This window comes from Acerihabitans sp. TG2 (genome assembly GCF_035013185.1).
Lineage (GTDB): Bacteria > Pseudomonadota > Gammaproteobacteria > Enterobacterales > Enterobacteriaceae > Acerihabitans.
Genome location: NZ_JAYGJO010000025.1, coordinates 30,119 through 43,350 on the forward strand (window position 1 = coordinate 30,119; position 13,232 = coordinate 43,350).

The 13,232-nt window shown below is 54.3% G+C and carries 15 protein-coding genes; 6 read left to right on the top strand and 9 right to left on the bottom strand.

Annotated elements, in window-relative coordinates:
* The first annotated feature begins 1 nt into the window (after position 1).
* The 6 genes from fliM to fliR are packed head-to-tail and all read left to right on the top strand — an operon-like array spanning position 2 to position 3,703.
* Positions 2 to 1,015 carry a flagellar motor switch protein FliM gene (fliM, locus tag SJI19_RS18945; protein ID WP_323479824.1) on the top strand — a complete coding sequence of 338 codons (1,014 nt, stop codon included), beginning with the start codon at positions 2 to 4 and terminating at the stop codon, positions 1,013 to 1,015.
* The gene (gene fliN, locus SJI19_RS18950; RefSeq protein ID WP_323479825.1) at positions 1,008 to 1,451 is read left to right on the top strand and encodes a flagellar motor switch protein FliN; all 444 of its coding nucleotides are present in this window, start codon (positions 1,008 to 1,010) and stop codon (positions 1,449 to 1,451) included. Before fliM ends, fliN begins: the two co-directional genes overlap by 8 nt.
* Positions 1,452 to 1,853: a flagellar biosynthetic protein FliO gene (fliO, locus tag SJI19_RS18955; protein WP_323479826.1), complete on the top strand. Its 402-nt coding sequence runs from the start codon at positions 1,452 to 1,454 to the stop codon at positions 1,851 to 1,853.
* A gap of 11 nt (positions 1,854 to 1,864) precedes the next feature.
* Complete coding sequence (gene fliP / locus SJI19_RS18960) at positions 1,865 to 2,620, top strand: flagellar type III secretion system pore protein FliP (RefSeq protein WP_416347571.1); 756 nt, start codon at positions 1,865 to 1,867, stop codon at positions 2,618 to 2,620.
* 29 nt (positions 2,621 to 2,649) lie between these two features.
* Positions 2,650 to 2,919, top strand: coding sequence for a flagellar biosynthesis protein FliQ (gene fliQ, locus SJI19_RS18965; RefSeq protein WP_323479828.1), 270 nt, complete (start codon positions 2,650 to 2,652; stop codon positions 2,917 to 2,919).
* 1 nt (position 2,920) lies between these two features.
* Positions 2,921 to 3,703: a flagellar biosynthetic protein FliR gene (gene fliR / locus SJI19_RS18970; protein WP_323479829.1), complete on the top strand. Its 783-nt coding sequence runs from the start codon at positions 2,921 to 2,923 to the stop codon at positions 3,701 to 3,703.
* A gap of 98 nt (positions 3,704 to 3,801) precedes the next feature.
* Here the strand turns inward: fliR and flgL are convergent, their stop codons facing one another.
* From flgL to flgD, 9 genes are all read right to left on the bottom strand, one after another.
* Complete coding sequence (gene flgL / locus SJI19_RS18975; RefSeq protein ID WP_323479830.1) at positions 3,802 to 4,770, bottom strand: flagellar hook-associated protein FlgL; 969 nt, start codon at positions 4,768 to 4,770, stop codon at positions 3,802 to 3,804.
* Between the two features lie 51 nt (positions 4,771 to 4,821).
* Complete coding sequence (gene flgK, locus SJI19_RS18980; RefSeq protein WP_323479831.1) at positions 4,822 to 6,477, bottom strand: flagellar hook-associated protein FlgK; 1,656 nt, start codon at positions 6,475 to 6,477, stop codon at positions 4,822 to 4,824.
* A 138-nt stretch (positions 6,478 to 6,615) separates the two neighbouring features.
* Positions 6,616 to 7,620 (bottom strand): flagellar assembly peptidoglycan hydrolase FlgJ, encoded by a 1,005-nt coding sequence (gene flgJ / locus SJI19_RS18985; protein ID WP_323479832.1) that lies wholly within the window; start codon positions 7,618 to 7,620, stop codon positions 6,616 to 6,618.
* Entirely contained in the window at positions 7,620 to 8,741 is a 1,122-nt protein-coding gene (locus SJI19_RS18990; RefSeq protein ID WP_323479875.1) for a flagellar basal body P-ring protein FlgI, read from the bottom strand. The genes flgJ and SJI19_RS18990 overlap by 1 nt, the downstream gene beginning before the upstream one ends.
* 61 nt (positions 8,742 to 8,802) lie before the next feature.
* The gene (locus tag SJI19_RS18995) at positions 8,803 to 9,429 is read right to left on the bottom strand and encodes a flagellar basal body L-ring protein FlgH (RefSeq protein WP_323479876.1); all 627 of its coding nucleotides are present in this window, start codon (positions 9,427 to 9,429) and stop codon (positions 8,803 to 8,805) included.
* A gap of 286 nt (positions 9,430 to 9,715) precedes the next feature.
* On the bottom strand, positions 9,716 to 10,498 hold the full coding sequence (flgG, locus tag SJI19_RS19000; RefSeq protein WP_323479833.1) for a flagellar basal-body rod protein FlgG: 783 nt from the start codon (positions 10,496 to 10,498) through the stop codon (positions 9,716 to 9,718).
* 20 nt (positions 10,499 to 10,518) lie between these two features.
* A complete protein-coding gene (locus SJI19_RS19005; protein WP_323479834.1) occupies positions 10,519 to 11,274 on the bottom strand; it encodes a flagellar basal body rod protein FlgF in 756 nt (251 codons plus the stop codon).
* Between the two features lie 20 nt (positions 11,275 to 11,294).
* Positions 11,295 to 12,500, bottom strand: coding sequence for a flagellar hook protein FlgE (flgE, locus tag SJI19_RS19010; protein WP_323479835.1), 1,206 nt, complete (start codon positions 12,498 to 12,500; stop codon positions 11,295 to 11,297).
* Positions 12,501 to 12,553: 53 nt separating this feature from the next.
* Complete coding sequence (gene flgD / locus SJI19_RS19015) at positions 12,554 to 13,231, bottom strand: flagellar hook assembly protein FlgD (RefSeq protein WP_323479836.1); 678 nt, start codon at positions 13,229 to 13,231, stop codon at positions 12,554 to 12,556.
* Position 13,232: the final 1 nt, after the last annotated feature.

The following is a 13,232-nucleotide window of genomic DNA, read 5'->3' on the forward strand; positions in this document are numbered from 1 at the left end:
CATGGGCGATAGCATATTATCTCAAGCGGAAATCGATGCGCTGCTCAATGGCGACGATACCGTACCGACGGCACCCATCAGCAATAGCGTGGTTGGGAACAATAGTGACGTAAAACCCTATGATCCCAATACCCAGCGCCGGGTGGTTCGAGAACGACTTCAAGCGCTGGAAATCATCAACGAGCGTTTTGCCCGGCAATTTCGTATGGGGTTATTTAACCTACTGCGTCGTAGCCCGGATATCACCGTCGGGGCTATTAAAATCCAGCCGTATCATGATTTTGCCCGTAACCTGCCGGTGCCCACCAACCTCAACTTGATTCATCTAAAACCGCTGCGTGGCACGGCATTATTTGTCTTCTCTCCCAGCCTGGTATTTATCGCGGTCGATAACCTGTTTGGCGGTGACGGACGTTTTCCGATTAAAGTGGAAGGCCGCGAGTTTACCCATACCGAACAGCGGGTGATCAGGCGCATGCTAAGCTTGGCCCTTGAGTGCTATGAAGACGCCTGGAACGCCATTTATAAGCTGAGCGTCGAGTATGTGCGTGCTGAAATGCAGGTGAAATTTACCAATATCACCACCTCCCCCAACGATATTGTTGTGACCACCCCGTTTCATGTGGAAATCGGCACTATGGTAGGTGAATTTTATATCTGCATCCCGTTTTCCATGATTGAACCCCTGCGTGAACTTCTGGCTAACCCGCCGCTGGAAAGTTCTCGGCAAGAGAACCAAGGGTGGCGCGAAAACCTGGTCAAGCAGGTTCAGCATTCAGAACTGGAGCTGGTGGCCAATTTTGCAGAAGTGTCAATGCGGTTATCTGAGATCCTAAAACTGGCTCCAGGTGATGTATTGCCCATTGATAAACCCGATTACCTGATTGCCCACGTGGACGGCGTGCCGGTACTAACCAGCCAGTACGGCACCATAAATGGCCAATACGCCCTGAGCGTAAAACAACTGATCAATCCCGTATTGAACTCCCTTAATGAGGAACAGCCCGATGAGTGACCCCAAGAAACCGTCTGATGAAAATCCATCCGCAGACGATCTGTGGGCTGAGGCGTTAAACGAACAACAGGCCGTGACCAATGAACCACCACCGGCTGCTGCTCCCGCCACCCCGGCCACCGAGGGTATTTTTCACCAATTAACCGCTGAGGACAGTGCCGGTCCCCTACAGGATATCGACCTGATCATGGATATCCCGGTTAAGCTGACCGTGGAATTGGGCCGGACCAAAATGACCATCAAAGAACTGCTGCATTTGTCGCAAGGTTCCGTGGTGGCGTTGGACGGACTGGCCGGCGAACCGCTGGATATTCTGATCAACGGTTATCTGATTGCCCAAGGTGAAGGTGAAGTGGTGGTGGTGGCTGACAAATACGGCGTACGCATCACCGATATTATTACCCCATCGGAACGCATGCGTCGGTTAAGTCGTTAAATGAGCACAACTCAATCTGGCACGGTCACTGCGGTTGTCGCCGAACCCGCACCGGCATTTAGCGCCGCTGGCGCGCTGACTCAGGTCGGTGGTGCTCTGGGTGGCATCTTACTGCTGATTATCATCGGCGCTTGGATCGTGCGTAAACTTGGCCTGGCTCCGGTAGCAAAACGCTCTGGTCGTTTAACGTTGCAGGCCAGTTGTGCGTTGGGACAACGGGAAAAAGTGGTGATTGTGCAAGTCGAGGGAACCTGGCTGGTCCTGGGTGTCACGGCACAACAGATTACCCCGCTGCATACCCTGCCCGCACCACCGGATCTCGATGAACCCACCGCCGCGACCGAGATGAATTTTCGTCAACGTTTGCGCCAGGTGATGGGTCATAAGGACGAGCGCCAATGAAACACACATTCCTGCGGCGGTTATCTTTGCGTCACGGTTGGACCGCGGTGTTGGCACTGGGGTTATGGTCGCTGACCACCAATGGCTGGGCGCAATTACCGGGTATCGTCAGCCACCCGCTCGCGGGCGGCGGACAAAACTGGTCGCTGCCGGTACAAACCCTGGTATTCCTGACCTCGCTGACCTTTATTCCGGCGGCGTTGTTGATGATGACCTGCTTTACCCGCATCATTATCGTGCTCGGTCTGCTGCGCAGCGCCATCGGTACCCCCTCCGCACCGCCTAATCAGGTGTTGCTGGGCATGGCGCTGTTTTTAACTTTTTTTGTCATGTCGCCGGTGTTTAATACCATTTATGACCAAGCTTATTTACCGCTGAGTGAAAATAAGATCACCATGCAGGCCGCCTTGGAAAGAGGTGCCAAGCCATTGCGCACCTTTATGTTGCGTCAAACCCGTGAAGCGGATTTAGCGCTGTTCGCGCGCCTGGCCAATGCACCGCCGATGGACGGTCCCGAGGCGGTGACCATGCGTATTTTAGTACCGGCCTATGTGACCAGTGAGCTCAAGACCGCTTTTCAAATCGGCTTCACTATATTTATTCCTTTTTTGATTATCGATTTGGTGGTAGCCAGTGTGTTGATGGCTCTAGGCATGATGATGGTGCCGCCGGCCACCATTTCGTTACCCTTCAAACTGATGTTGTTTGTGCTGGTGGATGGCTGGCAATTGATACTGAGCTCGCTGGCGCAAAGTTTTTATAACTAGTGTCTTACCCAAGACCTTATAGGCGGAATATGACACCCGAATCGGTAATGGCCCTTGGCCATCAGGCAATCCTGGTGGCGCTGGCGCTGGCTGCGCCATTATTGATGGCCGCCTTGTTTAGCGGACTGATTATCAGCCTGTTGCAAGCCGCCACACAGATCAATGAAATGACCCTGTCGTTTATTCCCAAAATCCTGTCCGTGGTGGCCGCCATCATCATCGCCGGGCCCTGGATGCTTAACCTGATCCTTGATTATATGCGCGCACTGTTCGCTAGCCTACCCGGCCTCGCCAGTTAATATGCTTGAAATTGACACGTCACAGTTAGCCGGTTTGCTCAGCCAATATTTTTGGCCTCTGGTGCGCATTCTGGCGTTAATCGCCACCGCGCCGTTATTTGGCGAAAAATCGATCCCGGTACAGATCAAGCTAGGACTGGGCATTATGATCACCCTACTGCTGGCACCGTTGCTGCCGCCGGTGGTCACACCGCTGTTTTCCGTGGCCGGTTTCTGGCTGGTCATCAAGCAGATACTGGTGGGTTCGGCGCTCGGTTTAACCATGCAGTTCGCGTTTGCGGCGATTCGCATGGCGGGCGAGGTGATCGGATTGCAAATGGGCCTGTCCTTTGCCACCTTTTACGACCCGGCCAGCGGCCTGAATATGCCGGTATTGGCCCAGCTGCTCAATTTGCTTGCCATGCTGGTATTCCTCAGTCTTAACGGCCATTTGTGGATGATTTCACTGCTGGCGGACAGTTTTCATAGCCTGCCCATTTCCGGGGATATGCTAAACGCCAATGCGTTTATGGCGCTATGCCGCGCCGGGAGCTTGATTTTTATTAACGGCCTGATGTTGGCCTTGCCGATGATCACACTGTTATTGACATTGAATATCGCTCTGGGTCTATTGAACCGCGTTTCGCCGCAGTTAACGGTATTCGTGATAGGTTTTCCCCTTACACTGACCCTCGGTATACTGACCTTCGGCCTGTTATTACCGTTATTGGCACCGTTTTGCGAGAAGCTGATGGGTGAAAGTTTTGATCTGCTTGGGGATATTCTTAGTCAAATGCCGCAGTGATAAAAAAAGGTATGTTACCCGTTGTTACCCGAATAACATACCAAAGAGTACCGAGGGCAATCCATCGATACTCAAGGCGGTGTACCACCCGACGTGCGTTACGAGTTGGTCTGGAACAGGGAGAGCTTTTGCATGCTGTTAAACGTGCTGTAGGCCGCCTGTAGCGCCACCTGCTGCAAACTATAGTCAGAGACGGTGGAATACCAGTCCGCGCCGGTCAGGTCGCTGATGCGCGTTTCGTAAATGGTCGATCGATCGGTACCGACGCTGTTCAACGCATCCAGTTGATTAAGCTTGCTGCCTAACGAGGACTGTACCGTGAGCATATTGTTCAGGGAATTGGTCATGCCCCGCGCGGCCTTGCCCATATCAGCACTATAAGCCGCAGTGGTGGCGGCATCGGCGTCTTCCTGCGGCGTATTCAATGCGCCCAGGGCGGTATCGATACTGTTAAAAATATTGCTTTCACTGGCGCTGCCGTCCGGCTCCACCGTATAACCGGCAGACAGATGAGTAAACACTTGGTCGCCGGTGTCGCCGATGGTCATTTCGCTGCTATCATCCACCTTCTGACTGATGGCTTTGGTACCGCCAACGTAGCTGACCGCACCGGTGGTAGCATCGGCAACAAAAGGCGCCGTATCGGTTTTGTATCCGGCAAAGATGTAGTTACCGTTGCCGTCCTTGCTGTTGGCCAAGGAAAGGAGCTGGTCTTTATACGATTGCAAGGTGGTGGATAAGGATTGGCGATCTTTGTCGCTCAGCGTGCCATCCCCTGCCTGTACCAGCTTGGTTTGTATAGCATGAATCACATCGGTGACCTGACTGACTACCGTGGTTTCAAGAGAGACACTGGCGGTGGCGTTACTGCGTGCCGCGCTATATTGGGTGCCAAGTGCTTGTGAATTTTGCAGCCCAATCGCCTGCGACGAGGCAATAGGATCATCCGCTGGCGAGTTTACCCGCATCCCGGTAGCCAGTTGTACACCGGTGGTCTGCCATTTGGAATAGGCGTTGGTGATACTGGATAAATTCTGCTGATAAATCATGCTGGTACTAAGACGCATGGGGTTTATCCCTTTAACTGTGAATTTTGGCGACAACCCGCCGGGCGCCGGTTAACCATTAACGGCCGACAGAATAGTGTTAAATAACGTACCGGCGGTGCTAAACACCTGAGCATTAGCCTGATAATACTGCTGGTAACGCTGCAAATCGGCATATTCCTCATCCAAATTGACCCCTGAAATCGACTGTTGTTTGGTGGTCAACTGGGTGACGATATTGGTTTGTGAGGTTGCCGTAATGGTGGCATTGCTGGCGTCGGTACCGACGGTACTGACCAGTGACGCATAGGCGGTTGATAAGGTGGAACTGCCGCCGACCACTTTGCCGGTCTGCAGCGCCAACAGCGCCTGGGCGTTGCGGTTATCACTGTCGCCGCTGTCGCTATCGGCCTGGCCGGCGGCGATGGCGCTCGGATCGGTTACCGCCACCGACATGCCGGCGATGGCATTGGTCACCGGGTTAAGTGTGTATTGGTCATTGGCCACCGGGGTGCCGCCGCTGATATTCACCGCCAGTCCGTCAAAACCCAGGGTGGAGGTCCCATCACCATTGGCCGTCGTGGTGTAACTCACGCTGGTGCCGTCGCTGGCACGCGTCACTTGCCAGGCGCCGCTGGCGTATTTCACGTTATAACTGCTGGCCTGGACCGCGCTGGTATCGGCAAAGGAGGCGGTTAACGTCGCACCACCCACGCTATTTTGGGTATTGGCGATCACCGAGGGCGCTGCGATGTTAAAGAAATCAGCACCCGCATTGCCATTCAAATCCACCCCTTGGGCGTGCTGGGTGTTAAAACTGCCCGCCAACGCCACCGCCATTTGCCCCAGTTGGTTACGCGCGTCGTCCAGCGCGCCGGAACGAAACGCCAGCACCCCGCCAACGCTACCGGTCGTCAGGGATTTTTCGTTGATGACGGACGCCGAACCGGTACCGTTATCATAGGCCAGGACAGTGCGCGACGCATCGGCCTTGGACGCCACTGCTTTGACTTGGGACGCGGTACTGCCCTGGACCAAGGTCAAACCACCAGCGAAGGTGACGGTCAGCGAATTGTCCTTCTGGGTCGTGGTGGTCACCCCAACCAACTGGTTAAGATTGTTCACCAGTTCATCACGCTGATCGAGCATTGAATTGGAGGCGCCATCGCTACCCTGGCGGACAATTTGGTCGTTCAGATTGGCAATTTGTTTAGCGTAGGTATTGATCTGATCGGCGCTGGATGACAGCTGTTTGTTTACCGCATCATCCAGGTTACGCAGATAGGTATCATTACTCTTAAACTGACTCACCAGACTTTGAGCACTGCCGATCACGGTTTGACGTGCTGCAGAGTCGCCCGCGTTGCTGCTTAGCGACTGCAGGCTGCTAAAAAAAGTGCTCATCGAGGTGGACAGGCTGCTGGTACTGTTCGACAGCAGCGAGTTAATCTGTGAAATCTGGTCGGAGTAACTGGTGGATGCAGCGGAGGTGCTGGATGCGTTGCGCAATTGTCCCATCAGCAACGCATCATAAGCCCGGCTAACCCCGGTCACCTGAACACCTGTGCCCGTGCCCGTGGCACCATTGGTGCCCATCTCGGCCAACTGTGTGGTCTGACGGTTATAACCGCTAACATAGACATTACTGATATTGCTCGCCACGCTATTGAGTGCGTTCTGACCGGCATTCAACCCGGTCAAGGCAATGTTACTCAAAGAACTGGACATTACGTTTCCTTTTATCCGGATCCGTCGGTGAGCCTAAGCATCACGGCAACGACAGACGTCACAACCTCTGTATAGTATCGTCCGCAACCGCGTAAACTTGAGCCCGTTGGCTAAAAACATCCCAACGTAAACCTGAGATTAAAATAATCCACCAAGATCGTGTGTATAGGCGCCGGCCGCCCGCTGGGCAGAATGTTTTAACTGCGAAATAATCTGGATAAGCTTGGTGGCGTAAGCCGGATCGGTAGCATAACCCGCCCGCTGCAGGGCATAAGCCCCGGCTTCCGGTTGCTCGGCGGCCACCACCTCACGGTAACGCGGATTGGTGGTCAACAGATGGATATAGTCCCCCAGAGCATCCATATAGGAGTCGTAGACTCTAAAACGCTGCTGCACCTTAACCGGCTGACCATTTTGGTATTCGGTGGTGGTCACGGTAGTGGTTTTACCCTGCCAATCACTTGACGCCTTGATGCCGAACAAGTTGTAACTGGGTTGGCCATTGCTGGTGGGGATTTCATTTTTACCCCAATTCGATTCCAACGCGGCCTGGGCCATGATCAAATGGTGAGGGATACCACTTTGCTGGCTGGCGAGCATAGTCGGAATCGACAGGCGATCGGTAAAACTGTTGCCGGTACGGGAGGCCACCGCCGCTGGTTCAGCTGACTGTTGCCGTTCACGCCGCCAGAATTCCCCGGCCAGCGCCGGCGACATATATTGAGCATTAATGGCGTTGGCGCTCATCGGGACATCCCCCGCCGCCAGCGACGCGGTTTTCACCGCTGCCGGATCGCCAGGCGTGCCAGTGAGCGCATCGCCATTGGCTCCCGCGCCCGGTTGTCCTAGCTGCTTCACCATCATATCCGCCAGCCCCAACCCCTTGGCCGACAACTGCTGCGCCATCTGCTGGTCATAAAGACTGGTATAGAGTTCAGTTTGATTACTGCTCAACAAGCCGCCTTTGGGCAACGCTGCGCGCATGCTTTTCAGCATCATGGTCACAAATACCCCTTCCACCTGTTTGGCCACTGCTTTGAGCGCGTCGGGTGATGATGTCACCGCCTGATTGTGCAGCTTTTGCAATGATTTTGCGTCAAACGCAGCAGAGGAGACATCAAAAGCGTCATTATTAAGCTGCATCAGATAACCTCCAGCGTAGCCTGCAGACAGCCGGCGCTATGCATGGCCTGTAAAATTGACATCAAATCATTAGGTGTGGCGCCCAGCGCGTTTAAGGTCCGAATGACGCTATTAAGATTGGCGCTTGAATTGACTTTTTGTAGCGAGCCGCCACCTTGGTTAACCGAAATCTGTGTTTGTTGGGTGACCACGGTCTGACCACCGCCAAACGGCGTATTAGGCTGGCTGACACTTTGTTGGTTGTTCACCACCACCGACAGATTGCCCTGAGCCACCGCGCAGTTATCCAGCATAACGTTACGGTTCATCACTACCGATCCGGTACGGGAATTAATAATCACCTTGGCATCCATTTCGCCCACTGTGATGTTGATATTCTGGATCTGAGCGAGAAAACGTACCTGACTGCTTCTACTGGCGGGCATTTGCAATTCAATGGTGCGGGAATCCAGCGCCCGGGCGACACCCATGCCATTTTGGCCATTGATGGTATCGCTGATACGCTGGGCCAGCGTGAAATTTTCATCTTTGAGCTGCAAGGTAGTGGTACGGCTGGTACCAAAGGTACTCGGCAGTTCCCGTTCTATCACCGCGCCGTTGTTGATACGACCACCGGACAACTGATTGATTTGTACTTTGCTGCCGCCGGAGGACGCCCCTGCGCCACCCACCAGCAGATTGCCCTGCGCCAGCGCGTAAACCTGGTTATCCGCGCCCTTTAACGGCGTCATCAGCAGCGTTCCGCCGCGCAGGCTTTTGGCCGACCCCATGGAGGATACCACCACATCGATATTCTGGCCGGCGCGCGCAAATGCGGGAAAATTGGCCGTCACCATCACCGCGGCGACATTTTTCAGCTGCATATTGGTGCCGGATGGTACCGTGATACCCAGTTGCGACAGCATATTGCTCAGACTTTGTTTGGTAAAGGGAACTTGGGTGGTTTGGTCACCCGTGCCGTCGAGTCCTACCACCAATCCGTAGCCAATCAGCGGATTGCTACGTACGCCCTCGATATCCACCAAATCCCGCAGACGCTCCGCGTGGGCCGGTAGAAGTCCCAAGCCCAACACCAGCACCACACTCAGAGATAGCGCCCAGGCATAACGCCAACCGCGCATGGCACCGGCGGCGAGCCGGCTTAGTTTCAAAATTGAAATCCACATACTGCTGGCTACCTGTTTAGAAAGGTGAAATGTTGAGGAAGAAGCGTTGTAACCACCCCATTTGCTGCGCTTCATTGATATAACCTTTGCCGACATACTCGATGCGCGCATCCGCCACCTGGGTAGAAATGACTGCGTTGCTGCCGTCCACGGTGCGTGGGTTAACTATGCCGGAGAAACGAATATATTCAGCACCCTGATTAATGGCGATCTGTTTCTCGCCCACCACCCGCAGGTTGCCATTGGCCAAGACCTCCGCCACGGTAACGGTAATGGTACCGGTAAAGGTATTTTTGGCGGTGGCGCCGCCCTTACCGTCAAAGGTATTTTTGCCGGAGGCGTCCAGATCGGCCTTGCCGTTACCCAGCAGCCCGGTGAGCATACTGGGGGTGGTGGTCAGAGAAACCGCATTACTGCCATCACGCGCCGCGTTAGCGGTGGAACTTTTACTGGCACTGACGTTTTCTTGCAGCGTAATAGTCAGGATATCACCTACGTTGCGCGGCCGTCGGTCTTCAAATAGCGGCTGATAACCGTAGTTCATTGGCTGCACCGCCTGAAAAATCGAGCCGTTGACCATCGGTGCGCTGGCGGGTGCCGGCTGGGCAGTTGTCACGCCTTCGACCAGATTTTTGTGCGGCATATAAGCACACCCATTCAGGGTCAGCGCACCGACAGCCAGGATCCAGACCGCTGGCGACAAACCCGCCACCTTGCGCTTGGTCGGCCGGGTCAGAGCGATGCTATTATATTGATTCATATTAAAAATTAATCCTGGCAGACCGGATAAACCCGGGTCGCGACGGGCGGGATTTACCGGTATGACTCCTGGTTATTCACGTCACTGAGGTTAAAGTGACATCGTCACTAAACGCGTCCCCAAGGATGACATGTCGCCACACAAGAGGTGACGGTGTCACATTAATGTATTACATGGTGGTGAGTTTCTGTAGCATGGCATCTGATGCAGTCACAGCTTTACTGTTGATTTCGTAAGCGCGCTGCACTTGGATCATATCGACCAATTCCTCTGCTACGTTAACATTCGAGGTTTCCACATACCCTTGGTATAACACCCCAACGCCGTTTTGCCCTGGTGAGGATTCATTCGGCGCGCCCGAGCTGTCGGTTTCCTGATACAGATTTTCGCCGAGACTTTCCAAACCCGCCTCATTAATAAAATTGCTCAAGTTGATTTGACCTACCGAACTGCTGGCAGTTTGCCCGGGCACGGTCACGGTGACCGCCCCGCTGCGTGCTACGGTCACCGTCAGCGCATTGGCGGGGATGGTGATCGCCGGCTGCACCGGGTAACCACTGGAGGTCACCATCTGGCCATTCTGGTCAACCTGGAACGAACCGTCGCGCGTATACGCCGTGGTACCATCAGGCATCTGCACGGCAAAAAAACCTTTACCGTTGATCGCCAGATCCTTAGTGTTTGAGGTTTGCTGCAGGTTACCCTGGCTGTGCAAACGCTCGGTAGATACCGGACGCACCCCGGTGCCCAACTGCAAGCCAGAAGGCAACGTGGTTTGATCAGAGGACTGCGCACCCGGTTGACGCACGGTCTGGTAGAGCAAATCTTCGAATACCGCACGCTGGCGTTTAAAACCATTGGTACTGACGTTGGCCAGGTTATTGGATATCACATCCATGTTGGTCTGCTGCGCATCCAGACCGGTTTTGGCAATCCACAAAGAACGGATCATCCGTTTTATCTCCGATTGAGTTAACTCATTGACAGCAGCTGATTGGCCGATTCAGCGTTTTTATCTACATCAGAAATTATCTTCATTTGCATTTCAAAACGTCGTGAATTGCCAATCATATCCACCAGGGTTTCAGCGGTATTGACGTTACTGCCTTCCAGTACGCCAGGCATGATTTTTATGGTCGGGTCGGTCGGTAAGGTATTGCCGTTTTGCGCCTGGGCACTGGCGGTCAGGTGAAATAAGCCATCGTCGCCACGCTCCAGATCGGTAGGCGCGGGTTTGACCCGCTTAAGCTGACCCACCTGGCTAATCGAGTTCGGCGCATCACCATCGCCTAGCGCCGAGATCGTACCGTCAGCACCCAGAGTAATGGAGGACTGCGTCGGGACCACCAGCGCGCCGGCATCACCCACTACCGGGTAACCCTGAATGGTCAACTGTCCAGTGGCATCCACCTCAATATTGCCGTTGCGGGTATAGGCTTCGTCGCCGTTAGGCATCTGCACCACCAGCCACCCTTGATCTTGCACCGCGGCGTCCAGCGGACGCCCGGTATCGTTAAGCGGCCCCGGGGTCATCAATGCACCCGGCGTCGACGCCACTACCAGGGTACGGGTGGCCAGCGTCGGGCCATCAATCGGCACCGCGCGCATAGCGGACAGCTGTGCCCGAAATCCAGTGGTGGACGCGTTGGCCAGGTTATTGGTGATCACCGCTTGCTGATTGAGCGTCTGGCTAGCGGCGCCCATCGCGGTATAAATTGCATGATCCATAGGGCTACTCCGTCAAAATGTTAACTCAGGCTGACCAGCGTTTGCATAATGGCATTTTGCGCTTTGATGGTTTGCGCATTCGATTGATAGTCGCGCTGGGCCACAATCAGATTGACCAGCTCTTTGCTCAAATCGACATTGGAGCTTTCCAATGCGCTCGCGGTCAGAGTACCGAAGTTACCGCTGCCGGCGGTGCCGACAATCGCCTGGCCCGAGGTCGCCGTGGCGCTCCAGGTATTGTTACCGTCGGATTTCAGCCCTTCCGGGTTGGCGAAATTGGCCAACACCACCTGCCCGAGCAATTGGGTTTGGCCATTGGAATAGGTGCCGGTAATGGTGCCGTCGTTATTGATGGCGTACTTGGTTAAATCCCCGGCTGAATAGCCGTTGACATTCTGACTGCTGACACTGCTGGTGGTGGCGTACTGCTGCTGGGTCCCGGTGAAATCCAGAGTAAAGGCGGACCCGCTGGATCCGTTTATCGAATCCATATTAATGCTCACTGTAGCAGCACTGGTCAATTGGCCGCTGGCATCAAAACTCATTGTACCCAGGTCTTGTACTGCAGCAGTACTGCTGCTGCTGTCAAGACCATGTACCTTCCAGGTATTATCGGCGGTTTTAACAAAATACAGGCTAACATTGTGCGGATTGCCCTGGCTATCGTAGCTGGTCATTGGCTGCGAAAAACTGTAGGTAGACGAATCGGCAGTACTGAATTTGGTGTCATCCAAGACAGCGGCGCCGGAGGTTAATTTGACCACCATGGTCCCGCTGGTAGTGGCCTTGGCCGTCAATCCCGCCGTAGGGATGGTCAGGTCAACCGGCTGGGTGCCCTGCTGAATGGTCGGCGGTGCACCGGTGGCCGCATATCCGGTCACATGCAGTCCGCTGTTGTTGACCAATTGGTTATTGGCGTCTTTGGTAAAATTACCGTCACGAGAGTAATGCACCGCGCCGCTGTCATCCGTCAAACGAAAAAAACCACTGTTGGAAATGGCGACGTTTAACGAGTTGCCCGTACTGCTGACGGTGCCATCGCTGAAATCCTGCGTGACGGCAGCCACCTTGACGCCAAGGCCGACCTGAGAGCTGGCGAATACATCGGCAAAGGATACTGATCCGGCTTTAAAACCCGTGGTTTCGGAGTTGGCAATATTATTACCGATAACGTCCAGGTTAGTGGACGCGGCATTCATCCCGGTGACCGCTTGTGAAAAACCCATTTGACTCTCCTGTGGTAAGGCTGGCAAACCCGCCATGCGGGCATCGTTAACTGTTAAATAATCTGCCGCACCTGATCGAGGCTGACATTGCCCGACAAGCCGAGATTGAGCTGTGAAGCACCGGTAGACGAGGTATTAACACCATAGACCTCGGCATATTTAAGTGGCGTAGCGTTCACTGGGCTACCGTTGGACGAGGTAGCCGCCACACTGAATGTATATGAACCTGCGGCGAGTGCCGCGCCGGCGCTATCGGTGCCGTCCCAACTGAAGGTATGTACGCCAGCCGTTTGCGCCCCAAGATCATCAGTGCGCACAACGTTGCCGTTAGCATCCTTGATGATAACGGTAGTATCGTTGCTGGCGGCATCCAACGAGAGGCCGAAGGGCGTTGCGACACTCTCGCTGCCCACCAAAATGGTGTTGCCGTCGATCATCACGCCATGGCCTACCAGGGTTGAAGCCTGTAAGGTCTGTCCTGTGGTGATTTGCCCGGAAATAGAGCCCAGGGTAGTATTGAGGTTTTCAATGCCGCTCAGGGTGCTGATCTGTGCCAATTGGGTGGTCAACTGAGAGTTGTCCATCGGGTTGGTGGGATCCTGGTTTTTTAACTGTGCCACCAGCAACGTCAAAAATTGACTTTGCAAATCAACACTGGTACTGCCAGCGGCACTCGCGGCGGCAACAGTGTTGTTGTCGACCGGGTCATTCATGTTAACGGAAACGCCCATC

Coding starts and splice junctions, on each gene's coding strand:
- fliM (WP_323479824.1), top strand. CDS start 2: ATGGGCGATAGCATATTATCTCAAGCGGAAATCGATGCGCTGCTCAAT.
- fliN (WP_323479825.1), top strand. CDS start 1,008: ATGAGTGACCCCAAGAAACCGTCTGATGAAAATCCATCCGCAGACGAT.
- fliO (WP_323479826.1), top strand. CDS start 1,452: ATGAGCACAACTCAATCTGGCACGGTCACTGCGGTTGTCGCCGAACCC.
- fliQ (WP_323479828.1), top strand. CDS start 2,650: ATGACACCCGAATCGGTAATGGCCCTTGGCCATCAGGCAATCCTGGTG.
- fliR (WP_323479829.1), top strand. CDS start 2,921: ATGCTTGAAATTGACACGTCACAGTTAGCCGGTTTGCTCAGCCAATAT.
- flgL (WP_323479830.1), bottom strand. CDS start 4,770: ATGCGTCTTAGTACCAGCATGATTTATCAGCAGAATTTATCCAGTATC.
- flgK (WP_323479831.1), bottom strand. CDS start 6,477: ATGTCCAGTTCTTTGAGTAACATTGCCTTGACCGGGTTGAATGCCGGT.
- flgJ (WP_323479832.1), bottom strand. CDS start 7,620: ATGCAGCTTAATAATGACGCTTTTGATGTCTCCTCTGCTGCGTTTGAC.
- SJI19_RS18990 (WP_323479875.1), bottom strand. CDS start 8,741: ATGCGCGGTTGGCGTTATGCCTGGGCGCTATCTCTGAGTGTGGTGCTG.
- SJI19_RS18995 (WP_323479876.1), bottom strand. CDS start 9,429: ATGCCGCACAAAAATCTGGTCGAAGGCGTGACAACTGCCCAGCCGGCA.
- flgG (WP_323479833.1), bottom strand. CDS start 10,498: ATGATCCGTTCTTTGTGGATTGCCAAAACCGGTCTGGATGCGCAGCAG.
- SJI19_RS19005 (WP_323479834.1), bottom strand. CDS start 11,274: ATGGATCATGCAATTTATACCGCGATGGGCGCCGCTAGCCAGACGCTC.
- flgE (WP_323479835.1), bottom strand. CDS start 12,500: ATGGGTTTTTCACAAGCGGTCACCGGGATGAATGCCGCGTCCACTAAC.
- flgD (WP_323479836.1), bottom strand. CDS start 13,231: ATGGGCGTTTCCGTTAACATGAATGACCCGGTCGACAACAACACTGTT.